This is a genomic window from Cylindrospermopsis sp. CR12 (assembly GCF_001432185.1).
Lineage (GTDB): Bacteria > Cyanobacteriota > Cyanobacteriia > Cyanobacteriales > Nostocaceae > Raphidiopsis > Raphidiopsis raciborskii.
Genome location: NZ_LMVE01000120.1, coordinates 16,678 through 40,486 on the forward strand (window position 1 = coordinate 16,678; position 23,809 = coordinate 40,486).

Here is a 23,809-nt window from a genome sequence, read left to right on the forward strand (position 1 = left end):
TGTCGTTTTTCTACTATATATGAACTGGATGAACTTGCCAAATACTATTACCTTGTCTAGACTATTGGGCATACCATTTTTACTGTATGGGCTATATATTCCCACCCAGGGTGCTAGATGGATATGCTTAATTATATTTTTAATAGCAGCACTAACAGATTGGTTAGATGGGTATTTGGCCAGAAAACTGAACCAAGTTACGGATTTGGGCAAATTCCTAGATCCATTGGTGGATAAGTTATTAGTTCTAGCACCGTTCTTGGTATTTGTAGAACTGGGTAAAATTCCCGGTTGGGGAGTATTCATCATCTTAGCAAGAGAATTAGCTATAGCAGGTTGGCGAGTTAATCAAACCACAATTAGCGGAGCTAATATTTGGGGAAAATTAAAAACCATCACCCAAATTCTATCCATAGCTCTACTGATTGCACCATTACCCATAACTTGGCAAATCTATGCTAAATCTGCCTTCTGGCTATCTGTACTTTTAACGGTGATTTCTGGACTAATTTATTTGTTACCAGTGTTAACACCCAAGGATGGAAACTGAATATTTTTGAGGCGCAACTTCCTATTCCAGATCCTTTTCGGGATCGTTCATCCAATGACCAAAGTCCGTTAAAAAGCGATTCTGTAAAATAGATTCTCGAATTGCTTGAGTAAAGCGAATTAATTCGGTAATATTATGAATACTTAGTAAAGTGTATGCCAGAATTTCCTGGGAACGGACTAAGTGAGACACATAGGCACGACTGAAATTAGAACAGGCGTAGCAGTGACAAGTCTCATCTATGGGTGCAAAGTCCTCTCTAAACTTGGCATTTTTCAGGTTCCATCTTTCCCCTTGAACCATAGCAGTGCCATGTCGCGCCCATCTAGTAGGAATAACACAGTCAAATAGATCCACACCTGCTGCAATGGCAATCACCATTTCCCGATAGGTACCCACACCCATCAAATATCTGGGTTTGTTCCTGGGTAATAGGGGAGCTGTAGTCCTAACTATCTGGGCCATTAATTCTGGTGGTTCACCTACACTCACACCACCAATAGCATATCCTGGCATATCTAACTTGGCTAAATCTGTTGCTGCACGGGTGCGCAGGTCTAAATAAACTCCTCCTTGTACAATAGGAAATAATGCCTGGTCTAAACGTTGGTGTGACTTAATACAACGTTCTAACCACCGATAGGTTCTATCCGTAGCTGCGGTGACTTCCTGATAAGTAGCGGGATAGGGGGGACATTCATCAAATGCCATAATTACATCCGCCCCCAAAATATTTTGAATTTCTATGGATTTTTCGGGGGTTAACTTGATCATTTGTCCATCATGAGGCGAACGAAATACTACTCCTTCCTCAGTAATTTTCCGCATTTCACTGAGACTAAATACCTGAAATCCACCGGAATCAGTTAGCATGGGACCATCCCAGGCCATGAATTTATGCAGTCCACCACCACCAGCAACTATTTTCTCTCCCGGTTGCAAGTGCAAATGATAGGTATTAGATAAAATCATTTGCGCTCCCGTATCTGCCAATTGAGCCGGGGTAACAGTTTTAACATTAGCCAATGTTCCCACGGGCATAAATCTGGGAGTTTCCACAATCCCATGGGGGGTAGAAAACACCCCTGCTCGAGCTTGGGTTTGACTACAGTTAACCACCAGTTGAAAAGAAAAATTAGACATGAATATTGGGGTTACAAACAATCAGAACAATCATCATCGATTTCCACATCCCATCTGGTCGAAAGCACTTGGTCCATCATAGCTTCTATCACCCCGTTATTGAACTGGTCATCACACCTTTCTTCTGGAGGGATGAATAAAGGAATCAGACGTAGACAATATTCTTCCTGAATTAGGTCAAGGTAGGTTTCTTGTGCATCGGACTGCTTCAATTCCAAATAGTCAAAACTATATATGTTGAGATATAGCGTGTTATTGGCAACTAATGTGGATCTTTGGGAGTGGGCAAATACCTCCATAACATCTCCATCACCCTCACTGAGTAATTTATCTCCTTGGGTGTAGATGTAATGAACTCGACCTAAATCGCTTAAAAGTTTGTGAATATCGAGTTTATTCACAATAATCCCGTTGTTTACAATACAAGGGGCGGGTGTCCGGATTTCGGGTAGATGATTATTCATAGGGAAATAGGGATTGAGGAAGGGTAAGAATTAGCAATTGGCAATCACACAAAATGTGATTCTTTGGTTGCATGTCTGACCTTTTTACCAGACAACAACCTATACCTCCAAAATATCAACTTTATATGCTAATCGTCCATCTATATCTCTTGATTCTCTCCCCTGTTTTTTGTTAAGTTTTAATGCCTTATCTAAAGATTTCTTTTTAAAATGGCAATTCTTGAGCAAGTTTGGCAACTTTGTCAGCGACAATTTTTATGTGTGATTGCATCTGTTTTGTTTTACACTTCCATCCCACTCCCCCATCTTCCAGGCCTGAAATTCCAAAGGGTAGCCCTTTTTGCTCCTGCTATAGGTTTGCTAATTGGTGCTATTTTGGGTCTTTTGGATATGCTGTTTGATTATTTAGGAATATCAGCATTAACACAAAGTGTTTTGATAGTCATTATTTGGATAGGGATCACAGGAGGTCTACATCTAGATGGTGCTATGGATACTGCTGATGGTTTAGCAGTGACTGATCCCCAAAGAAGATTAGAAGTCATGACCGATAGTGCTACGGGTGCTTTTGGTGTCATGGCAGCTCTGGCTATTTTACTGATGAAAATGGCTGCTTTGACGGATATTTCCCAAAATCGCTTTTTTCTTCTAATGGTTGCTTGTGGTTGGGGAAGATGGGGACAGCAATTGGCTATTTTCCAATATCCCTATCTGAAATCTACTGGTAAGGGAGCATTTCATAAACAGGCCATTCGTCATCAGATGGATTTATTGCCTAGTTGGGTTTTGCTTTTGGGTTTTAACTTGCTCACTTTGGCTTTTAACCAAGGTAACTTTGTTTTGGTTCTATTTACCCTAATTATTGGCAATATTATCTCCTTTATTGTTCCCGCATGGTTTAACCATAAACTGGGTGGACATACCGGGGACACCTATGGTGCAGTGGTTGAATGGACTGAAGCTCTCTTCCTATGCTGCATGAGTAGTTTAACATAGGTAAGGTAGGGGATTATTAGACATTCCCCAACCCTAAACCACATATACTATGGTGCAAGTGCATTACCACGTAATAAACTGCCAATGGTCTTAGCCGTAATTTTTAACTGGGTGATTGGATTAGCTGGAACTACGGTTTTATATAAATAGCTGTCAAAAGTCAGCTTTTGAACATCCATGTCATCACACATTTCTACAAATGCTTCTCTGGTAGCATCTGAGCGGTAGAACACGGTTTGTAACAGGTCCAATACTTTATAGGTAAGTCCGTATTTTTTATCCCAACGCTTAATATAAAGTTTTAATTCCCTTTCACTAGGAATGCGCGCTCCACTATTGGATATTTCTACAATAGTCTCCGCACACATTCTTCCAGATTTAGCAGCAAAGTAAATACCTTCGCCCGAGGATTTGGTGACGTAACCAGCAGCATCACCTACTAAAGCAATTCGACCTACTACCCGACGTGGACGGGGATGTTCCGGTATGGGATGGGCTTCTACCTTAATGATTGTACCTCCAGCCAATTTTTCCGCTGCACGGGCGCGAATACCAGCCTGTAACTGTTTAATACTGGCTTTATTCACATGCATGGTTCCAGTACCCACAGCTACGTGGTCATACTTGGGAAAGATCCAAGCGTAAAAATCTGTGGAAACATCATCTCCTACATACATCTCCGCTAGGTTGTTATAGTATGCCATTTTATCTTCAGGAAGACGAATTCTCTCCTGAAAGGCGATCGCATAATTATAGTCCCCAGCATCCATTTCTTTGGCAATACGGGAGTTGGCACCATCTGCACCAATAATTAAATCCACCTTGAGAGTTTTGGCCACGCCAACAGATCCACCCTCATTGTGATCAACATAATGAATTGTATAGGGGTCAGAATTATTATTAGGTATATCTAATTTATGCACAGTGGCATTAATTAAGTTAGCACCCAATTTAGCGGCCCGGTTTCTTAAAAAACCATCTAGGACCTCTCTGCGACACATTCCTATATATTCTTCTTGGTTGATCAGATTGATATCAACCTCCCGGTTAGAGGGGGAGATCATCTTCATATTCCGTACCCGACGGTCAATAATGTCCGCTGGTAGATCAAACTCACTAACCATACAAAGGGGGATAGCACCACCACAAGGTTTAGCATTATCCAACTTACGCTCAAATAAATAAGTTTCAATCCCTGCTTTAGCTAAAGTTTCAGCAGCAGATGAACCAGCTGGGCCAGAACCCACAACAGCAACTCGTAATGTCAAAGGTTTACTCCTAATCCTTCAATTTACCAGAGAATCCTAGCACACACCTTCCTGGGTTCGACCTTTTCGCTCCTAGGTTTTCACATAATTGCAACATTCCTTCATACTTCGTCATAAATACCTACCCCCACTCCCAGCAAAATTGACCAGTAAAATTGAGAAATTGTGATATGGATATGTGATATAAATAAAATTACATTAATCCTAGTTGCAAACCGTAGATTAGTAAGAGAGGTATCAAGCTAATGGGTATAGTAGTAGAGAACGTGTCTAAATACTTTGGGAGTTTTCATGCTGTTGAGGATGTAAGCTTAGAAATTGCCAGCGGATCACTAGTAGCTTTACTTGGACCCTCTGGGTCTGGCAAGTCCACATTATTGCGACTAATAGCAGGACTGGAAACACCGGACCAGGGTAAAATCTTTTTAACAGGTAAAGATGCTACTTATCAGAGTGTGCAGGAAAGAAACATTGGCTTTGTCTTTCAGCACTATGCACTATTTAAACATTTAACTGTCAGGCAAAATATAGCATTTGGGTTAGAAATCCGCAAGTTGGCAAAAAAGAAAATTCAGGGTAGGGTAGAGCAATTACTAGATCTAGTTCAATTGAGTGGATTAGGAGAGCGTTATCCCTCCCAACTTTCTGGTGGACAAAGACAAAGAGTAGCTTTAGCAAGAGCATTAGCGGTAGAACCTAAAGTGCTACTGCTAGATGAACCATTTGGAGCCCTGGATGCTAAAGTGCGTAAAGACCTACGTGCTTGGTTGCGTCGTCTCCATGAAGAAGTTAGTGTTACCACTGTTTTTGTCACCCACGACCAAGAAGAAGCTATGGAAGTTGCTAATAAAATTGTGATCATCAATCAGGGTAGACTGGAACAAATGGGAACCCCCGCAGAAATTTATGATCATCCCGCATCCGCTTTTGTTATGAGTTTTATTGGTCCTGTCAACGTTTTGCCCAGCTCTGCTCAAATATTTCAAGGTAGTGGTTTTGACTCACCTAACCCAGAAGTGTTTTTACGTCCCCAAGATGTGATTATAGAAAAAGCTGGTAATGGAACCAATACAACTGCGATAGTTCACCGTATCATTCACCTGGGTTGGGAAGTGCAAGTGGAATTGACTTTAGATGATGGACAAACTTTTACTGCCTATTTAAGTCGTGAACGATTTGATGAATTAAGTTTGGAACCAAAAGAACGAGTATATGTAAAACCCAAGGATGCCAAATCTTTTCCTCTCTATTATTCAATTTGACGTATTTTAGGGTGTTTATTCTCCAGCATGATAGGAACTACGTACTAGGGGACCAGATCGCACATGGCTAAACCCCATACTTGTTGCTAACTGACCCAATTGTGCAAATTCTGCTGGAGTCCAATACTTTTGGACTGGTAAATGTTCCCAGGAAGGACGCATATACTGACCCAGGGTGATTCTATCACATCCTACAGCTCGTAGGTCTAGCATAGTTTCAACTATTTCCTCTTGGGTTTCTCCATGGCCCAACATTAAACCCGACTTAGTAGGGACAGCAGCATCAATTTCTTTAACCGTTGCTAATACATTTAGAGAACGGTCATATTTAGCGCCCCGACGCACGGACCCTGTTAAACTGCGTACTGTTTCCACATTGTGATTATAACAAACAGGTTTAGCGTGAACAACAGTGGCTATTCTTTGCTTTTGACCTATTTCACCCACACCTGCACCACCCCAAAAATCCGGTGTTAAAACCTCGATTTGGGTTTCTGGATTAACTAGACGAATGGCCTGCATAGTCTTGACAAAATGTCCTGATCCTGCATCCGCTAGGTCATCACGAGCTACAGAGGTGAGTACAACATACTTCAAATCCAACAATTGTACTGCTTCAGCCACTTTTTGGGGTTCTTCTGTATCTAGGGGCATAGGTGAATGGCCTTTATCTACTTGACAAAAAGCACAAGCTCTAGTGCAGGTAGGTCCCATGAGTAAAAAAGTAGCTGTTTTTTGAGAGTAGCATTCTCCGCGATTAGGACAGCGTCCCTCTTCGCAAATAGTATGAATTTGACGCTGTTTAATAATACGCTGTACGGTAGAGATTTCACTAGCTTTACCCAGAGGAGGACGTAACCAACTGGGTAGGGGGATAATTTTTGATTTTGGTTGACTACAACCTGCACTACTCATATTGAAAATCCTCTATAATAATAGATTAATAGTTCATGTTTATTTTAAATCTATTTCCTGTTCCCCAGACCCACTTGAGTTGAAATCATCAGTTTTTGATCTTTAAGTAGGTGGGTGGAATTAAATATAAGATGAACGTAGGTTGGGTTTAATATGAAACTCAACACCCCCATCGGTTACGCCATCGCCCCTACAAATAATTGTGCCTCCCTACTTAAACCAAACCATGACAGTAAATCATCCTACAATTTTAGCCCTGGACTTTGATGGAGTCATTTGTGACGGACTCCTTGAATACTTTGAGGTGGCGTGGCGCACCTACTGCCAATTTTGTCCATCCCAGGAAGAAATAATACCGGATGATTTAGCTTTGAGATTTTATCGTCTCCGTCCTGTGATTGAAACCGGTTGGGAAATGCCTATTTTGATTAAAGCTATAATTGATGGTTTTTCTGATGATCAGATCCTACAAGACTGGCCAAAAATTGTCCTAGAGATATTAAAAACATCCCATTTATCATCTCAGGAAGTTGGTAAGAAACTGGATGGTTTGCGTGACCAGTGGATATCCACAGATTTAGACGGGTGGTTGGGATTACATAGATTTTATCCAGGAGTGATAGAACGATTAAAGGTTACCATTGATAGTGAAGTGGAATTATTCATTGTTACCACTAAAGAGGGACGTTTTGTCAAGCAATTGTTAGAACAAGAGGGGGTTAATTTACCAGAAAAGGCAATTTTTGGTAAAGAAGTAAAACTTCCTAAATACGAAATTTTACGAAAATTAATTCCTGCAACAGAACATCAACCAGCAAGATTATGGTTTGTGGAAGATAGATTGAAAACTCTACAACTGGTTCAACAACAATCGGATTTAGACAAGGTGGGGCTTTTTTTAGCAGATTGGGGTTATAATACCCAATCAGAAAGAGAAGCTGGACAAAATGACCCGCGCATTCAGTTGCTCCCACTTTCTCGCTTTGTGCAAGATTTTTCTAAGTGGTTAATATCCAGTTCCTGATCCCACCACCTCTTGATGTGAATAATGTTAGATTTAACAAAACTAGCTGGGCAAATGCAGGGTTTAAGCCAGCACCTTTGCTCTGAAGTAGCTGAAAGTAACCGTAAGTTGGAATTAGCAAAGGAAAATTTAAAAAAGGCTTGCGAGTGTCAAGAAGAAATAGTCAAGCGTCAGGAAAAATGGCGCGATCGCATTACTTTTGCCAATGCTACACCCATAGAACCTTTAGACACCTGTATTCAAATTTCTACTCCCCCAAAAGTACATACTATAATTGCTACGGACGGTTCTCAAATTGCTCCTAACCATCATGAAATTGCCTATTGCTACTTACTAAATATAGGGAGAGTGGTTTTATATTATGGACAAAATCGTCATCCCCTGCTAGACAGTTTACCAGAGATATTTTACCGAGAAGAAGACCTATATATTGCTCGTCAATGGGGTTTAAAAACCGAAGAATGGATGAGTCATTGTCGAACTACTTCGGAAATTACGGTACTTTCTGACCTAGCCTGTAGCATAAAAAACGAGCATCCTTCCCTAGCGATGGTAGATGGCTCCCTAATCTATTGGTTTTTAGAACAGCTACCACTAGAAGCCAGAGATCAAATTTTACCACCTATCTTAGAAGCTTGGGGAAAATTACGTCAAGCAGGAATCCCCATAGTTGGATATCTAAGTGCAGCTCGTAACAACGAAGCGAAAAATCTATTGCGTTTATTAAACTGTCCCTATCCTGTTCCCGACTGTATTAACTATTGTCCAGATCAGCTTGATTACGTTCCCTGTAAAAAATTTGAAGGTTTGCGAGACACCACATTATGGGCCACCCAACTCCAACCTGGTCAAAGGAGCGCATTATGGCGAAGCAATTCCCGGATTCTACAATTATATGATGATCAAGTCATTTACTTTTGTTACTTGCATGTAGGCACAGAAATCGCCCGAATTGAGTTTCCAGCATGGGTAGTAAATGACCCTGGGATGATAGATCAAGCTCTGGGACTAGTATTGGCACAAATACAAAAGGGGTATGGCTATCCAGTAGCGATCGCGGAAGCACATAATCAAGCAGTAGTTAGAAGTGGGGATAAAAATCACTTCTTCGCCCTTTTAGAAAGGGAGATGATTAAAGCGGGAATTAAAAATGTTAGTATTTCCTATAAAGAAGCCAGGAAGAGGGGGAGTATTGCTTAACATTGTCCCCATTTCCACCTCCCTATCTAAACATTAAATCGGAATAACATCACATCTCCCTCTTGCACAATGTATTCCTTACCCTCACTTCTGACCAGACCCTTTTCCTTAGCAGCATTTATAGATCCATAGGTAACCAGATCATCATAAGCAACGGTTTCTGCGCGAATAAATCCCCGCTCAAAATCAGAGTGAATGACACCCGCTGCTTGAGGTGCGGACATTCCTGCATGAATAGTCCAAGCGCGGGTCTCCTTGGGTCCAGAGGTGAAATATGTCCGTAGACCTAAAAGAGCATAGGTAGCACGAATCAAAGATTTGAGACCACCCTCTTGCACACCTAAAGATGCTAAAAAGTCAAACTTATCTGCATCAGGTAATTCCACTAACTCAGCTTCCACCTGAGCGGAGACTATTACCACTTGAGCATTTTCCTGTGCTGCAACTGCTCGTACCTTCTCCACAAAGTCATTACCTGTAGCTAAGTCATCCTCAGCTACATTAGCAGCATAGATAATCGGTTTACTAGTCAGCAGTCCTAGGTTTTTAATCACCCCAGCTTCTTCTGGAGTTAAACTGACTTGACGAACCAATTTACCTTCGTTGAGAGCTGCTACTAATTTGTCTAAAACCGTAATTTCAAATTGTGCATCTTTACTAGTCCTTGCCAGCTTGCGTGATCTTTCTATGCGTCTTTCAATTTGAGCTAGATCTGACAAACCTAGTTCCAAATTAATAATGTCAATATCCCGTACTGGATCCACCGAACCACTAACGTGAATAATATCATCATTTTCAAAACAACGGACCACATGCACTATAGCATCCACTTCCCGGATGTGAGACAAAAATTGATTTCCCAACCCTTCACCCTGACTAGCACCCTTCACCAGACCAGCAATATCCACAAATTCAACCCGTGCAGGTATAATTTGTTCAGAGCTGGCCAGTTTGGCCAGGACGTTTAACCGATCATCCGGTACTGCAACAACGCCTACATTCGGTTCTATGGTGCAAAATGGAAAGTTAGCAGCTTCCGCTTTAGCGTTAGCGACTACAGCGTTAAATAGAGTTGATTTTCCGACGTTGGGAAGTCCAACTATTCCAGCTTTTAGCATTGTAGATTTGTAGATAATTAAGGTAAAAATTCCCACAACTGGAAGCTGGAGGATTTTTGCTTCCTGGGAACTTTTATGAGTTCCTTTTGTAACTATATCCCCAGCAAGCATTTTTAGGTTTGATATTCCTGTGATCTAGTTTATGCTTTATTTAACCCTCTAAATATTTTGCTTTTAATTTTAATTTCAACTACTATGATTATGCCATCACCCATTAACCTTGGAACTATTCTCCAAAATCGCTACCATATTATTCGTCTTTTGGGACAGGGGGGATTTGGTAGAACCTATCTAGCAGAAGACCAAGGACGTTTTAACGAACTTTGCGCTATCAAGGAATTGGTTATTTTAGAACCAGATTCATACGAGGGTAAAAAAGCTCAAGAATTGTTTGATCGGGAAGCATCCATACTATATCAAATTGATCACCCCCAAATTCCTAAGTTTCGAGAAAAATTTGCCCAAGACCAACGGTTGTTCCTAGTACAGGATTTCGTGGGAGGGAAAACCTACCATACTATCTTAAATGAACGTCGTACTCAAGGTCAAAGTTTTACTCAAGCAGAAGTGCTATATTTATTACAATCCTTATTACCGATTTTAGAGTATATTCACAAAGCTAAGATCATTCACCGGGATATTTCCCCCGATAATTTAATCTTGCGCAGCACAGACCAAAAACCTGTGTTAATTGATTTTGGTGTTGTTAAAGAAGTAGCAACTAAATTGTCAAATTCTTCAACTCATCAGGCTACTACAGTAGGTAAACTAGGATATTCCCCCATAGAACAAGTCCAAACCGGAAAAGCTTATCCTAATAGTGATTTGTATGCACTGGCTGTTACAGCTATAGTTCTCCTCACCGGAAAAGAACCAGCAGATCTATTTGATGAAACTACTTTTGTTTGGAAATGGCAGCACTGGGTACAAGTTAGTCCCAAGTTCGCTCAGGTGTTAAATCGCATGTTAAGTCGTATGCCAGGCGATCGCTATCAAACTGCTAAGGAAGTTCTTCTTGATTTAACTAATTTAGAAGTCTCAAGTCCGTTAAACCCTGGGGATCCTAATCTATCCTATTTACCTACTCTTGCTATTAGTCATCCATCTCCCACCCCAACTAACTCACCTGAACCAGTAATATCACCTCATACTAATAGTTCTATTTTAGACAATACTTTGGCCATGGTCGCCATTGGTGGTTTTGTAGTTATTTTGGCGGGATTTAGTTCCTGGTCCCTAGTTAATTACCTTCGTGGTCAAAGGTTATCTCCCCCCACCACACCCCAGAATTTTGATTCTCCTGTAATTCCCAGATCTACCCCCAATTCCACATTTACACCCACACCTAGCAAAACGGAACCACGGAATTTAGCATGGGATTCATCTAATAATGCTAATGAAGAAGGAATAATCAAATTTGGGGAAGTAATTGAATACAGTTTTAGAGGTAGTCCAGGACAAAAGCTCACCATAGCAGTTAATGAGGAAAGTGGCGTTTTATTAACTATTCTTACTGCTGACGGTCAACCCCTCAGCACCGATGCTCAACAAGTGACCAGCTATGAAAGAGTCTTGACAAGTAGGGGTAGGTTAACCATCCAACTTACTTTGTCTACAACAGTTTCTGAAAGTAACTATAGTCTATCTGTCGCTTTAGAAAATCCCATTAAACGAGCTCCTATTCCCCCTAGAAATACCATTCCTCCCAGAACTACCATTCCCACCCCCCTGGAAACTATTATTCCTACCCCTACCCCTATTCCTACGGAAACTCCCGTTCCTACCCTAACCCCCGCTCCCTTAGAAGATCCTATTCCCACCCCCACAACCACACCTATTCCTACACCCATTCCCACACCTATTCCCACAGAAGAACCAACAATTGTGCCAACTATTAGTGAGGATGGGGTTTAATTCTGCGGTATTAAGAAGTTCTCCACGCATCTCACAAAGATTTCTACCCCAATTGCTAAAGCTATTTCATCAAAGTCAAAGCGGGGATGGTGATGGGGGTAGTTTAACTGTTTTTCAGGATTAGCAGAACCTAAAAAGAAATAACAACCTGGAACTTCTTGCAAGAAAAATGACATATCCTCACTACCCATAATTTGACATTCAGGGATAATATTCCCAGGTGTTTCTACCACTTGTTCTGCTACTTTTCTCACCAATTGTGCCATCCCCCCATCATTGATTACAGGGGGATAAAGATGTGTATATTCTAACTCGTAATTAGCTCCATGACTTTCACAAATCCCCCGGATAATTTCCGTGATTCTCTGCTTGAAAAATTCTGCCAATTGACCATTAAAATACCTCACTGACCCGCTCATTCTCGCAGTATCAGCAATTACGTTCATCCTTGTACCAGCATGAAGTTCACCAATGGTCACCACTGCTGAATCCAGGGGGTTGACATTCCGAGCTACAATAGTTTGTAAAGCACTCACAATCTGAGCTCCAACCACAACCGAATCAATGGTCTGATGAGGTAAAGCTCCATGTCCACCCCTACCTAAAATTGTACAGTTAAAAAAGTCCACCGCCGCCATAAAAGGACCTGGACGCACTCCCACAGTGCCCACCAACAGATCATTCCATAAGTGGAGACCAATAATAGCATCCACATCGGGATTTTTTAATACTCCCGCATCAATCATTGGTTTAGCTCCACCAGGTCCTTCTTCTGCTGGTTGAAAGATGATTTTTACCTGACCACTAAAGTCTTGACGGTGTTTTTGTAGGTAATATGCTGTTCCCAATGCGATCGCAGTATGTCCATCATGTCCACAGGCGTGCATTATTCCATCCCGTTGGGAACAGTAGGATACCTTATTTTCTTCTTGAACTGGCAATGCGTCCATATCAGCACGAATGGCTAAAACCTTACCAGTGGCGGATTTTGCTCCTGTGATTGTAGCCACAATACCAGTTTGGGCAATACCGGTTTGATGCTCTATTCCCCAGGATTGTAACTGATGAGAAATAAACTGAGCGGTTAGTTTTTCTTGAAACCCTAATTCTGGTTTTTGATGTATTTTACGTCTCCATTCTATCAGTTGTGGTAACAGTGCACGGATTTGTAAGCGTACCTTAGGTAGATTTTGAGTACCAGAATTAGGGAGAGTAGAAATCATGGTTATAGTCAAAATTAGGAGTACGGGAAAATATTAGCACAAATTTTAGTATAGGTCAATGATACCTGGGGAATCTCTACCATTTCCAATTATAAATTACGAGTATATTTATGTTTTACCCCCGTGGGAAAATATTCCCTATCACCTGTAGCTTTTAATTCTACTTGTGGTCTTTGATATTCCCTAGGAACATAATTTGCAAACTCACTATTTAAACGTAACAATTGAGCAAGAATAGAATTAGTGATCTCTATAATTTTCTCCTCACTTCCCTCTAACCCTGGTGCTAACTCCACGACCACGGATAAAAAGCGATTTTGATCTTGATCTTCTTTTACTTGTAGCACAAACTTACCCGTTACCCATTCTCTAATAATTGGTTGTTCTAATCCCACACTCACATTTTCAGGATAAATATTTGCACCAAAATAAGAAACAGCAAAATTGGAACGTCCAAAAACATAAACGAATGGTAATTGGTGTATTCCTCTATTTTTACCTAACTCAGCAACCGGATCAAAACCCCACTCAGCTAAAAATTTAACCATTCCTTCATAAGTAATTAAACCCCCATGATCTAAAATATTATATCTAATTAGGGGAATACCATTGTTACCGGAAAATATGAGTTGACTATCTTCGACCTCAAAAAACCGACTACAAGGATCGTACTGTACCAACGTCGGTAACCGAGATTCACCAAATAATGCTTTTGCTGCTGCTGGGTTGGCTGCTAAAAATCTTCTAATACAAATACTTAAAGGTGTTTCGTTTCCTAAAACTCCTGCATCTGCTGTTCCATACATTGAGGCGAAATCATAGCATAACTTTTCCGTTCCTATCCTTTCACCTACTAAACTTCGCCATTCTTCGCTAAATACTTCCCCCGCCATTACCAATTTAATTTTATATTGTTTCCACTGCAACCCATTGGCGATTCCTGTATCAATGACATCTTTTAAAAATGGCGGATATCCCAATAATACAACTTGTTCAAAATTACTGCCTAATTCTTCTACAACTCGCAATATTTCGGTTTTGTTATTTCCAGGTGTGATTACTGTAATGGGATAACCTTTAGTTGCTAAATATCTACAACAATTAGTTGTGAACATTCCCCCTACCCATGTTCCCAAGGTAAAGCAAACTATTGCTAAGGTACTTTTATTGTCCGCACTAAAACTGTCATGAAAAATCTGCTCAAACCGGGTGGCTATTTGCAATTCATCAGTGAAGAACCGGGGCCAAAATGTGGGTTTTCCCGTTGAGCCAGAGGAGGCCGCGATCATATCACAGCCTCCTAACATGCCATCCTCACATAGTTCTGGCAAACTGTAAACAGAAATATAATTTTCTTTACAAATCACCGGTAATTTTTGGAAGTCCGCCAAAGTTTGAATTGTTTCCCCGTTGATCTTATGTGTCGCTAAAAACGATTGATAAGCTGGTACGGTGCTGGCTACGGTCTTAAATAGGTTAGTTGCTATTTCTTGATGTGTAGTCTTTTCATGCTGTCTCAGTGTTTCTTCTAGGGGAGTAGAAACGAATTTTTCTAGTTGTTCAATAGCTTTTTTCGTTTTTAGGTTCATAATCATCTAGGAGAGTAAATATTGAACGGTTTAATGCGATCGCGGATTTCCATGATTGAAATTTCCTTAATTACTCATTTCCAACATCCTTTGTATGGGTTTTAATGCTTGAACACGAATTTTCTCTGACATGGTAATTTCTGGAGTCCGGTTGTTCATGGCTAAATATAGCTTCTCTAAGGTGTTTAATCTCATAAATGGGCACTCGTTGCAATTACAGTTATTCTCAGCAGGAGCAGGGATAAAGTGTTTGCCCGGTGCTAATTTTTGCATCTGATGGATAATTCCTGGCTCCGTAGCAACTATAAACTCCACAGCAGGGCTTTTTTGACAATAATTGAGGAGCGCAGCAGTAGAGCCAATATAATCAGCATGACGCAAAACACTGCTCTCACATTCTGGATGGGCGATCGCCTGGGCGTGAGGATGTGCAATTTTTAACTCAACTATTTTCTTTTCAGAGAAGGTTTCATGTACAATACAGCTACCCCGCCATAAAAGCATATCCCTTCCTGTTTGTTGGCTTACGTATTTTCCCAGATTGCGATCAGGAGCAAAAATTATCCCTTGGTCTTTAGGTATTTGCTGAACAATTTTGACCGCGTTGGAACTGGTACAGATAATATCGCTCATAGCTTTTATTTCAGCGGAGCAGTTAATATAGGAGATAACTATATGATCTGGATGAGCGGCTTTAAATGCTGCAAACTTTTCCGGAGGACAACTGTCAGCGAGGGAACAACCAGCGTTTAAGTCTGGTAACAACACTAATTTATCAGGATTAAGGATTTTTGCCGTTTCCGCCATAAAATGAACACCAGCAAATACAATCACATCCGCGCTGGTTTTTGCTGCTGCTTTCGCTAGTTGCAGAGAATCTCCAATAAAATCTGCTATATCCTGTATATCTGGTTCTTGATAGTAGTGAGCTAGTATTACTGCATTTAATTCAGTTTTTAAATTCTCAATGGCAGTAAATAAGTCCAAGGGTGGTTTGCTCTGGGTTCGAGTTAGTGTGGTTGTAAACACAATTAGGAACTACTTTTGATTACAAATTATTAACTTAGTTAATTATAGTAGTTTTTACCAAAAATGGTGAATGGTCAGGGAAATTTTCAGTTAAAATATGAAGGATTAACCTACTAAAAACTCTCTTCCATTTTTCGTGCCAGTTCCACATCTAAATTACTGATAACATTACCGAGATCATGAGTAGCGAGATTAACCACTACTTTGTTATAAACATTAAACCATTCTGGATGGTGTCCTAGAGTGTCAGCATAAACACCCACCTTGACCATCCAACCCAAAGCAGTAGCAAAGTCTCTAAACTGATATTCCTTGGATAACTTACCCCCTTGAACTTGCCATCCGGGCAAACTTTTAAGAGCTTGGGCTATTTCCATTTCGTTAAGTTTGTGTGCTGTCATGGTGTGAATCTACTATAAATTTACTAGAAATTAAGGCTTATACGTGAGTGTGGGCTTCTCAACGACTCTTCTCTAAAACTATAGCGTTTTAATCGCCTTAATCCCCATTTTTTCCTCTAATCTGTTTCCTGAATCTGTAGTCTAATGGTATGCTCAGTAGCGCCATTAAGTTTGATTTCCATCATTTCACCACCTAGGGGTTCAATACAACCAAGTAGAGAACGTAAGTTAGGTGTACTTGCCCCCGTATCAACATATAATCTATCAGCCAAATTACTAATCCGTTTCCAGACCAAATACAACTTAGCTATATTTTGCTCCATTTGGGACGCTTGATTCACCAGGTCAGCAGCAACACTTAAACACCCAACTCTTTGCGCTTCTTCCAAAGCAATTTCGATATCCACATTCTCCTCTGCTAACGCTTGAACTTGAGCTGCTGATTTGAGATATCTAGCTAACTGTCTAGCCTCTGTTGTTGCCTGCTTTAAAGTGTCCACATCAGGACTCACCTCTATTTCTCTTTGTAAGACCTTCTGATGTGATTCTGGTAGTTTCTCCATTTCCTTAACTAGGGGAGCTATATACCTAGCAGGAAGGCTATTATCCGCAGCTTTCTCCCTCACTGGTGTAGGTAATAATTCCGAGGACATGGCAGTCCATTCATCAGTCAATTGACGAACTTCTCGACGAGTAATGCGATCGCCCTTTTGAGCTGCTTCACTGACCATTTGCTGTACTTCTGGGGTTGCTTTAGCAGTTTCCACAAAAGCCCGTTTACTAAAATTATTGACTTTACCCGGGTCGAGCTTGCCATCTTGTATTAAAGTATCAGCACTATTAGCCAGTTGAATCCAGTGATATGCTTGACTTTTGCTAATTTCCCTTTCTTTTAACCATTGGAGAAACCCAGTTCCCCTGCTGTCTCCACCTTTTTTTTCCCGGTCACGGATGGCACGTAAAATCCGACCCCGCCAGATTTCTGTCTGGAGGTCAAAACGGTCACATACCTGCCAAACTACCTCTAACCTCTCTAAAAAGTCAGTTTCGTCAATTTCTTCATCTTCTGGATCTGGTATTTCAAAGTCTAAATCTACAGGTTGTTGCAGTACAGCTGCAAGGTTATTCATAGGGTCAGTATCTTGCACGATCAATAAATATGGATAAAAATTTACGTATATCTGGAGATTATAGCTGACTATGTTGTCAAAATTCTCGAGACTGGGAAAATAAAAAGTATCAAAATTCGACTAAACAAAAATGAACCAGATTAACTATTTACGTATTAGTTTAATAGACCGCTGTAATTTTCGTTGTGTCTACTGTATGCCAGATGATACGGAACTAAACTACATTCTCAAAAAACAACTGTTAACCAATGATGAACTATTAACCCTAATTAAAGATGTATTTATTCCTGTGGGATTCAACCGGTTTCGTTTAACCGGCGGTGAACCCTTACTCCGTCCCGGGGTAGTGGACTTGGTAAATAAAATTGCCCATTTCCCCCAAACCCAAGATTTATCCATGACCACCAATGGTTTTTTATTAGCGCCCCTAGCACAGGATCTCTATAATGCAGGACTAACCAGAATTAACATTAGTCTAGACTCCCTTAACCCCCATACCTTTAATTTAATTATTGGCCATCATAGTTCTCACGGTTGGGAACAAGTTTGGTGTGGGATTCAATCCGCTGACAAGGTCGGATTTAACCCCTTAAAGTTAAATGTAGTGGTCATTCCAGGTGTCAACGACCATGAAATTCTCAACCTAGCTGCTCTAACCCTAGACAAAAACTGGCATGTTAGATTCATTGAGTTTATGCCCATTGGTAACAACACTCTATTTAGCGATCGCGGTTGGGTATCCTCCGCACAATTACGAGATCAGATTCGTCAGCGTTGGGGTTTGATAGAATCACAGGTTTGTGGTAATGGACCTGCAGATGTATTTCAAATTCCCGGAGCCAAGGGAACCCTAGGTTTTATCAGTCAGATGTCTGAATGTTTTTGCGATCGCTGTAACCGGGTGCGTCTTTCCGCTGATGGTTGGTTGCGTCCTTGTTTATTGAATGAATCTGGACAAATAGACCTAAAAACAGCCCTGCGATCAAGTCAGACCATGGAGCAATTACAGCAACAAGTAAGGGAGTTATTAAACCTGAAATCAGAAATTAACTTTAAAGAGAGGAACCCAGGTACACTTGGCACTTACAGTCGTACCATGTCCCAAATCGGTGGATAAAGCAAGCACCAAAACTACTTCAGATAAGTAGTTTTGGATAGCCTCAAAAGCCAAATTATGCCTGACGTGAATAGTATTCCACAACCAGCAGTTCATTCACCTGCAGTGCCACCCATTCCCGCTCAATCACACCATTGACCTTGCCAGCCAACTTGTTCTTATCGAATTCCAGATGATTAGGAAGATTAGCCAATCCAGGATACTGCAAATTATTTTCTACTAATTTTCTGGATGCTTCCTTATCTTTAACCCCAATTTCCTCTCCTGGACGACATTGATAACTGGCAATGTTGACCACCCTTCCATTTATCGTCACATGACCGTGACTGACTAATTGTCTTGCTGCTGAGATAGTGGGGGCCATTCCCAATCGAAAAACTGTGTTATCCAAGCGCATCTCCAATAACTGAAGTAACACTTGTCCAGTAGATCCAGTGACTCGTCTGGCTTTGCGAACATAGCGTAACATTTGCTTTTCCGTCAAACCGTAATTCAATCGGAGTTTTTGCTTTTCTTCCAGACGGATAGCATACTCAGATCTTTTCTTACGGTTTTGACCGTGTTGCCCGGGTGCGTAAGCACGTCTGGCACTTTTGCGAGTTAATCCTGGTAATTCCCCCAGACGGCGCACAATTCTGAGGCGCGGACCTCTATATCGAGACATGAGTTTCCTTATCTAATCCTGTTTAAACTTTACCTAAACAATCCATTATCACATAAATTCTAGCAATTAGCCAAGAACTAGAGAAAATTGAGTCACATGATGACTTATTTTTCTGAATATTATAGCCTACAAAACCAAATATCTCCGACCTTCTGGGTCGGAGACTTTCACAACCATAGCTATTGAGAATCTAATCATCCTGTTGACCAAAAGCCATTTGTAAAACTACGGGTTTACCACCCTCCTGATGGTATCTATCTGCCCACACCCGGATAATTTCGTCCAACTCGTCCATGGCAGCTTGAATTTTTTCTGGGGCTATGTCTAACTCTTCTACAGCACGCATAGCATGACTTTTTCTTTCTGCCCAGTCCTTCATCATGCGGAAATAGCGCGCAGTATCTTCAATCATCGTATAAGTACGCTCCTGGTCATCTGCTGGAGCATAAAAGTGACGAGTCAGAACATAAAATGGCATTCCCCAGGGAGAGTCAATCCGGGTAACCGTACCCGAGTAGATTAGTCGGCGCTTGATGTGTTCTGCCAGTGCTTCGCTCAAAGGCATTTGATGCTGCTGTGGCAACTCTTCTTGAGAGCGTTTGTGGAGGAATTCAATTAGCTCTAAAAATTCAAAGGAAGTTACCAACTGAGCATCAGGCAGATTTGCGGGTAATTTGCGCTCAATCTGTTTTTTCTCTTCAGTTGTGAGACTTGAACCGGGAATGCGGGATTTTCCGGGTTGCCAGGAGTATTTTTCCATCCACACATGGGGTAATTGAATCAAATAACGAGGTTCTTGAGAACCTAGCATTTTCAGCAACTTACCTTCTGTCAGGGCCTCCCTGATCTCTTCCACAATGATTTTGACTCGTTTAGGCTCCAAATGGTGCAGGTGACCAGTCATGCGCAGGTTTTGCCCCTGCTCTAAATAGGTCATGTAAATTGCACACTTTGCCGCCGTTGCTGCTGCATCCAAAAACGCTCCATGCCTATGTCCACTCGTGCGCATGGCACTGAAAGCCAGATAAAGCATGATCTGATCCATTGCACTTGGACCAAGACGTTTGATCAGATCTATGTCGTTATTCATATTCACAGACAAATGAGTGACACGTTTACAAAACAGTTGGTAATTGAATTCAAGTTAGCTATTGTACAACAAAATTAAATTTTTGTCTTCAACCAGATGAAAGATCTGCCAAACTTCCATGATCTTAACAAAATTTTGGACAAAATTTTATAAACAACTTTGTTGTTTCTAGTTTTTGGGTTCTACTTTTGGGAATAGGGGCCTTAAAATAACTTTGAAACCTCGTTCAGCCAATAGTTTCACGTGTTTACAAGATTAAATCTTAGGGCTCGGTCGATTGTGCATTTTCTCCCAGCTAATAACCGCTGCTCCACCCGTGACCAATATAACTCCTATCATCTGGGGTAAATCCAAATTTTCTCGAATCATTAGTCCGGCCAAGACCACAGTAAAAATGGGAATAAAAGCTCTAAATAGAGTATAAAAATGTGATCCCAGCTTGTTAGTGCCTAAACTTTTTAACAACCAGGCACCAAGGGTGAGAACAGCCAACATAAAAGCGCTGAGGACTAATTCCAAGAAGCCAGATGATTTCAGTACGATATTCCAGTCAGCTGGTAATGGTACTAATAGGCAAAGAAAGCTTAGTAGTAACATAGTAGCAAAGTTAAGAAAAGCAAAAGAGACAGGATGTATTGCAGATGCAGACAACCTAGAAATAATTACGTAGCTGCCAAAGGCTATTCCGGAAAGAATTGCAAAAATACTTGCCAGGGTATTGGTAGTGGTGGGACTGCTAAGGATGAATAATTGACCGCCTAGGATACCAAAAATAGCACCAATCTTGACCGGACTAGGACGTTCACTCAAGAGGAACCAAGCCAATATTCCGGTCACTAGGGGATAGACAAAAAATAAACTCATGGCTACCCCTACGGTTAGCTGACTAATAGCAACGTAAATAAACAACTCAGACAAGAATAGACATCCACCACTTAAAAATGATAAGATTAGTAATTGTTTTCCTGTAGTATGTTTGCTATTGTTTCTGTTAGGTTTCCCAAACAGATTTTTAATTTCTTGCCAAATTGGTGGATGGAAAGTAGGAGCCAAAAGCAACATTAAGGGTAGAACTACCAGAAATCTCAGCATTAATAAAAGGAAAATATTACCCAAAGTTGGTAATAGTAGACCCCCTCTCTGGAACTCTCCTAAAAGTTGAGAACCATCCCAGAAAAATGCCCGGATGATTACATTATAAAGAGAAGAGACAATTGTGTATAAACCTAACCACAGAAACCCTATTTGTAATGATGAGATATGTCTATTATTTTTGGGCAATTTTCGCTCAAAAGTAGGTTCTTGATATGGTGTATTTATGGGAGTATGTGGCGTACTTATAATTGTATCTACAGAGAAATGGGTAGTTGTTTTGTTTGCTAAAGCATCAGGAATTAAATCGGTTACTTCCTCGACTGTAACTTCTTCAACTTGTTTGGGGGGTGATTCTATATTGCTGTCAAGTATTAACTCTGGGATTGAAGAGTAGGAGCTTTGGGGATCTGACACATCTTTCGATAATTCTTGAGGTGGTCCCAGCTGTAGTACGGTTGGCGATCCTCCCGTCACAAAGACCTGAGAATTTATTTGTTTAGCTTTGTCTAACTCAGTTTGTAACCGACTAACATAAGCTGTTAAAATTTGTTCTCCTTGTCGTTGTTGATCATAGATTTTTAAAAACTGTTGGGAAAGATGACCTTGATAATTCTTTAATTCCTCCTGTAGGGAACTAAAAGCGACTGTCAAATTATTATCTAAATTGTTAACTATCTCCGTAATATTCTCACTTATCTGACCAGCTATTTTGGCATTAACTTCTGCCCATTTCATGGCTACTTGGTCAGAAGATTCTGTCTCTACTAACTGTGCTTGACTAACCAAAATCTTTAGGGAAGACTGCAATTGAGAAGATATGTGCTTGGACAAAACTTCCGCTAGTTGGCGAATTAAAACTTGTTGTTCGGTAATTTGTCGTGTTTGTTGTAATTTTTCCTTTTCTTCCGTTAATCTTTCAATATCCTTAGCTAAACGACTTTTCTCACCTTCTAACCGCTTCACATCATCCTGTAAAGCTCGTAGAACATTCTGTTGGAGATTTTCTAAATCCTCCACCATGTCCCAAAGGGCGTTTTCTGCTGACCTAGATAGGTCATTTCTACTGCGTTGGTTTTCTGGTCGCTTTTCAAGTCGCCCCATTAGTTTCTCACCTCTAACACCTTGAAGAGTTATTAGTTTTTTGTCATTATCACTTATCACCTATTATTTGTCAGTTATGGAACATTAAGTAGGTGGGTGGAATTAAACATGAACGTAGGTTGGGTTGAGGAACGAAACCCAACACCCCCATGGGTTACCCTACCACTAACCCATCCCACAAATAATTGTGCCTCCCTACTTACTCTTGAGTAGTGGGGGTTCTATATACTCAAAATATATTCCAAGATTTCTCGTGAGATTTCAGACAATCCGGATAATAATGAAGATTAGAGCACTGATAAAGGCACTAACGGGAACTGTAATTAGCCAAGCTGCGGTGATTCCTCGAATGGTGGAAAAGTTAATTAAACGAGGGCTTTGGACTAATCCAACTCCTATTATACTACCTATGATCCCATGGGATGTGGATACGGGTAAACCTAGGCGAGATGCTAACAAAACAGTGGTAGCAGTAGCTAATTCAGCGCAAAATCCTGCACTTGGTTGCAGAGGGATAATATGTTGACCAATGGTGGTGATCACTTTTCTACCCCAAATCCCTAATCCGCTGACTATTCCTACACCTCCTAAAATTATTACCCACCCAGGAACGGTGATTCCATGAATGGGAACTTTCTGGGTTTGGTCAATGTAGGAAATTACTGCCAAAGGAGCAATTGCATTGCCAATGTCGTTAGCACCATGGGCAAAAGCAACAAAGCAAGCACTTAAAAGTTGAAACTTGGCAAATAATCCTTCTATCAAGTTGTGGATGGGGGATGCTGAAATTTGCCCGGTGGTATTTTCCACCTGTTTCCAACTATATATTGTCAGAACAATAATGCCAAGTACAATAGTAAAAATGGCAATACTGTGTGGAGGGATCTGTAAGCCCACTTGTTGATCGAAAAACCTGGTTATTGGTTCCGCTAAGGGAACCAACACTATGGCTCCAAATACACTCAGAACAATCACACTTAGCCAGGGAATCCATTCCTGTAATCTTTGCTGGGAGTTGGTTGGGGATAATATGTAATTCTGGATGATACTGTAAAAAATACCAGCTATACTGGCACTCACTATAGGTGTCAATACCCAAATCAGGGTTATGGTTCTTATGGCTTGCCAGTCTATATTGTCTACACCCGTTGCTACCCAGGTAAAGCCGGCAATAGCACCAACTACCGCATGGGATGATGATACAGGTAAAGATAGGGCTGTGGCTAGTTGGAGCCATAATCCTGATGATATAAGCACTGCCATCATCCCTAACAACAGGGTTCTGGGTGTGGTGATAAACAATTCCGGATGGGCAATTTTCGTCCCCAGGGTTTCTGTCACACCTCTCCCAAATAATACAGCACCCGCAAATTCTAAAACCCCCGCTATGATCATGGCCTGTTTTAGTGTAACTGCTTTTGACCCTACGGATGTTCCCATGGCATTAGCTATATCATTAGCACCCAGGTTAAATGCAAGATAGAATGATAACAAGCTGGCAATAATCAATTGGTTC

Annotated in this window: 21 protein-coding genes; 7 read left to right on the forward strand and 14 right to left on the reverse strand. The window is 40.9% G+C overall.

The features are described 5' to 3' along the window. The first annotated feature begins 28 nt into the window (after positions 1–28). The gene (pgsA, locus tag ASL19_RS13555) at positions 29–550 is read left to right on the forward strand and encodes a CDP-diacylglycerol--glycerol-3-phosphate 3-phosphatidyltransferase (RefSeq protein ID WP_057178745.1); all 522 of its coding nucleotides are present in this window, start codon (positions 29–31) and stop codon (positions 548–550) included. A 21-nt stretch (positions 551–571) separates the two neighbouring features. On the opposite strand, the gene tgt is transcribed toward pgsA, so the two are convergent. Both tgt and ASL19_RS13565 read right to left on the reverse strand, forming a co-directional pair. Beyond that, positions 572–1,693: a tRNA guanosine(34) transglycosylase Tgt gene (gene tgt / locus ASL19_RS13560; protein WP_057178746.1), complete on the reverse strand. Its 1,122-nt coding sequence runs from the start codon at positions 1,691–1,693 to the stop codon at positions 572–574. Positions 1,694–1,704: 11 nt separating this feature from the next. Then, entirely contained in the window at positions 1,705–2,157 is a 453-nt protein-coding gene (locus ASL19_RS13565; protein WP_040010116.1) for a hypothetical protein, read from the reverse strand. A 210-nt stretch (positions 2,158–2,367) separates the two neighbouring features. On the opposite strand from ASL19_RS13565, the gene cobS reads away from it, so the two are divergent. After that, complete coding sequence (cobS, locus tag ASL19_RS13570) at positions 2,368–3,153, forward strand: adenosylcobinamide-GDP ribazoletransferase (protein WP_057178747.1); 786 nt, start codon at positions 2,368–2,370, stop codon at positions 3,151–3,153. Between the two features lie 47 nt (positions 3,154–3,200). Here cobS and chlP read toward each other — a convergent pair whose 3' ends face one another. Continuing rightward, on the reverse strand, positions 3,201–4,421 hold the full coding sequence (gene chlP / locus ASL19_RS13575) for a geranylgeranyl reductase (protein ID WP_057178748.1): 1,221 nt from the start codon (positions 4,419–4,421) through the stop codon (positions 3,201–3,203). A gap of 245 nt (positions 4,422–4,666) precedes the next feature. On the opposite strand from chlP, the gene ASL19_RS13580 reads away from it, so the two are divergent. Next, the gene (locus tag ASL19_RS13580) at positions 4,667–5,683 is read left to right on the forward strand and encodes a sulfate/molybdate ABC transporter ATP-binding protein (RefSeq protein ID WP_006278836.1); all 1,017 of its coding nucleotides are present in this window, start codon (positions 4,667–4,669) and stop codon (positions 5,681–5,683) included. A 15-nt stretch (positions 5,684–5,698) separates the two neighbouring features. Here ASL19_RS13580 and lipA read toward each other — a convergent pair whose 3' ends face one another. Beyond that, positions 5,699–6,598, reverse strand: a complete 900-nt coding sequence (gene lipA / locus ASL19_RS13585; RefSeq protein ID WP_057178749.1) for a lipoyl synthase — start codon at positions 6,596–6,598, stop codon at positions 5,699–5,701. 226 nt (positions 6,599–6,824) lie between these two features. On the opposite strand from lipA, the gene ASL19_RS13590 reads away from it, so the two are divergent. Both ASL19_RS13590 and ASL19_RS13595 read left to right on the forward strand, forming a co-directional pair. Continuing rightward, positions 6,825–7,622: an HAD family hydrolase gene (locus ASL19_RS13590; protein ID WP_040010123.1), complete on the forward strand. Its 798-nt coding sequence runs from the start codon at positions 6,825–6,827 to the stop codon at positions 7,620–7,622. A 24-nt stretch (positions 7,623–7,646) separates the two neighbouring features. Continuing rightward, the gene (locus tag ASL19_RS13595; RefSeq protein ID WP_057178750.1) at positions 7,647–8,822 is read left to right on the forward strand and encodes a DNA double-strand break repair nuclease NurA; all 1,176 of its coding nucleotides are present in this window, start codon (positions 7,647–7,649) and stop codon (positions 8,820–8,822) included. Positions 8,823–8,848: 26 nt separating this feature from the next. On the opposite strand, the gene ychF is transcribed toward ASL19_RS13595, so the two are convergent. Continuing rightward, the gene (gene ychF, locus ASL19_RS13600) at positions 8,849–9,940 is read right to left on the reverse strand and encodes a redox-regulated ATPase YchF (protein ID WP_057178766.1); all 1,092 of its coding nucleotides are present in this window, start codon (positions 9,938–9,940) and stop codon (positions 8,849–8,851) included. Positions 9,941–10,141: 201 nt separating this feature from the next. Between ychF and ASL19_RS13605 the strand changes: the two genes are divergently transcribed. Next, positions 10,142–11,854, forward strand: coding sequence for a serine/threonine-protein kinase (locus ASL19_RS13605; protein ID WP_057178751.1), 1,713 nt, complete (start codon positions 10,142–10,144; stop codon positions 11,852–11,854). On the opposite strand, the gene ASL19_RS13610 is transcribed toward ASL19_RS13605, so the two are convergent. The 5 genes from ASL19_RS13610 to ASL19_RS13630 form a co-directional block, all read right to left on the reverse strand. Next, on the reverse strand, positions 11,851–13,077 hold the full coding sequence (locus ASL19_RS13610; protein WP_057178752.1) for a M20 family metallopeptidase: 1,227 nt from the start codon (positions 13,075–13,077) through the stop codon (positions 11,851–11,853). The genes ASL19_RS13605 and ASL19_RS13610 overlap by 4 nt on opposite strands. A gap of 89 nt (positions 13,078–13,166) precedes the next feature. After that, positions 13,167–14,672, reverse strand: coding sequence for a phenylacetate--CoA ligase family protein (locus ASL19_RS13615; RefSeq protein ID WP_057178753.1), 1,506 nt, complete (start codon positions 14,670–14,672; stop codon positions 13,167–13,169). Positions 14,673–14,732: 60 nt separating this feature from the next. Continuing rightward, entirely contained in the window at positions 14,733–15,695 is a 963-nt protein-coding gene (gene nadA, locus ASL19_RS13620) for a quinolinate synthase NadA (RefSeq protein WP_057178754.1), read from the reverse strand. A gap of 113 nt (positions 15,696–15,808) precedes the next feature. Continuing rightward, positions 15,809–16,096, reverse strand: coding sequence for a 4a-hydroxytetrahydrobiopterin dehydratase (locus ASL19_RS13625; protein ID WP_057178755.1), 288 nt, complete (start codon positions 16,094–16,096; stop codon positions 15,809–15,811). Positions 16,097–16,212: 116 nt separating this feature from the next. After that, on the reverse strand, positions 16,213–17,226 hold the full coding sequence (locus tag ASL19_RS13630; RefSeq protein WP_006278846.1) for a hypothetical protein: 1,014 nt from the start codon (positions 17,224–17,226) through the stop codon (positions 16,213–16,215). 130 nt (positions 17,227–17,356) lie between these two features. Here ASL19_RS13630 and moaA point away from each other — a divergent pair, with 130 nt between their 5' ends. Further along, positions 17,357–18,343 (forward strand): GTP 3',8-cyclase MoaA, encoded by a 987-nt coding sequence (gene moaA / locus ASL19_RS13635; protein ID WP_057178756.1) that lies wholly within the window; start codon positions 17,357–17,359, stop codon positions 18,341–18,343. A 55-nt stretch (positions 18,344–18,398) separates the two neighbouring features. Here moaA and rpsD read toward each other — a convergent pair whose 3' ends face one another. The 4 genes from rpsD to ASL19_RS13655 form a co-directional block, all read right to left on the reverse strand. After that, positions 18,399–19,007 carry a 30S ribosomal protein S4 gene (rpsD, locus tag ASL19_RS13640; protein WP_006278848.1) on the reverse strand — a complete coding sequence of 203 codons (609 nt, stop codon included), beginning with the start codon at positions 19,005–19,007 and terminating at the stop codon, positions 18,399–18,401. A gap of 190 nt (positions 19,008–19,197) precedes the next feature. Beyond that, on the reverse strand, positions 19,198–20,097 hold the full coding sequence (gene hetR, locus ASL19_RS13645; protein ID WP_006278849.1) for a heterocyst differentiation master regulator HetR: 900 nt from the start codon (positions 20,095–20,097) through the stop codon (positions 19,198–19,200). Between the two features lie 255 nt (positions 20,098–20,352). Further along, a complete protein-coding gene (locus ASL19_RS13650) occupies positions 20,353–22,293 on the reverse strand; it encodes a DMT family transporter (RefSeq protein ID WP_057178757.1) in 1,941 nt (646 codons plus the stop codon). A gap of 261 nt (positions 22,294–22,554) precedes the next feature. Next, the gene (locus tag ASL19_RS13655; protein ID WP_082604704.1) at positions 22,555–23,802 is read right to left on the reverse strand and encodes an inorganic phosphate transporter; all 1,248 of its coding nucleotides are present in this window, start codon (positions 23,800–23,802) and stop codon (positions 22,555–22,557) included. Positions 23,803–23,809: the final 7 nt, after the last annotated feature.

Bases quoted from the DNA above. Each gene is read 5' to 3' on its own strand.
- ASL19_RS13650 (WP_057178757.1), bottom strand. From the start codon at position 22,293: ATGGGGCGACTTGAAAAGCGACCAGAAAACCAACGCAGTAGAAATGAC.
- cobS (WP_057178747.1), top strand. From the start codon at position 2,368: ATGGCAATTCTTGAGCAAGTTTGGCAACTTTGTCAGCGACAATTTTTA.
- ASL19_RS13605 (WP_057178751.1), top strand. From the start codon at position 10,142: ATGCCATCACCCATTAACCTTGGAACTATTCTCCAAAATCGCTACCAT.
- rpsD (WP_006278848.1), bottom strand. From the start codon at position 19,007: ATGTCTCGATATAGAGGTCCGCGCCTCAGAATTGTGCGCCGTCTGGGG.
- ASL19_RS13625 (WP_057178755.1), bottom strand. From the start codon at position 16,096: ATGACAGCACACAAACTTAACGAAATGGAAATAGCCCAAGCTCTTAAA.
- ASL19_RS13615 (WP_057178753.1), bottom strand. From the start codon at position 14,672: ATGATTATGAACCTAAAAACGAAAAAAGCTATTGAACAACTAGAAAAA.
- ASL19_RS13610 (WP_057178752.1), bottom strand. From the start codon at position 13,077: ATGATTTCTACTCTCCCTAATTCTGGTACTCAAAATCTACCTAAGGTA.
- hetR (WP_006278849.1), bottom strand. From the start codon at position 20,097: ATGAATAACGACATAGATCTGATCAAACGTCTTGGTCCAAGTGCAATG.
- ASL19_RS13565 (WP_040010116.1), bottom strand. From the start codon at position 2,157: ATGAATAATCATCTACCCGAAATCCGGACACCCGCCCCTTGTATTGTA.
- moaA (WP_057178756.1), top strand. From the start codon at position 17,357: ATGAACCAGATTAACTATTTACGTATTAGTTTAATAGACCGCTGTAAT.
- tgt (WP_057178746.1), bottom strand. From the start codon at position 1,693: ATGTCTAATTTTTCTTTTCAACTGGTGGTTAACTGTAGTCAAACCCAA.
- ASL19_RS13630 (WP_006278846.1), bottom strand. From the start codon at position 17,226: ATGAATAACCTTGCAGCTGTACTGCAACAACCTGTAGATTTAGACTTT.
- lipA (WP_057178749.1), bottom strand. From the start codon at position 6,598: ATGAGTAGTGCAGGTTGTAGTCAACCAAAATCAAAAATTATCCCCCTA.
- ychF (WP_057178766.1), bottom strand. From the start codon at position 9,940: ATGCTAAAAGCTGGAATAGTTGGACTTCCCAACGTCGGAAAATCAACT.
- ASL19_RS13590 (WP_040010123.1), top strand. From the start codon at position 6,825: ATGACAGTAAATCATCCTACAATTTTAGCCCTGGACTTTGATGGAGTC.
- ASL19_RS13580 (WP_006278836.1), top strand. From the start codon at position 4,667: ATGGGTATAGTAGTAGAGAACGTGTCTAAATACTTTGGGAGTTTTCAT.
- pgsA (WP_057178745.1), top strand. From the start codon at position 29: ATGAACTTGCCAAATACTATTACCTTGTCTAGACTATTGGGCATACCA.
- ASL19_RS13595 (WP_057178750.1), top strand. From the start codon at position 7,647: ATGTTAGATTTAACAAAACTAGCTGGGCAAATGCAGGGTTTAAGCCAG.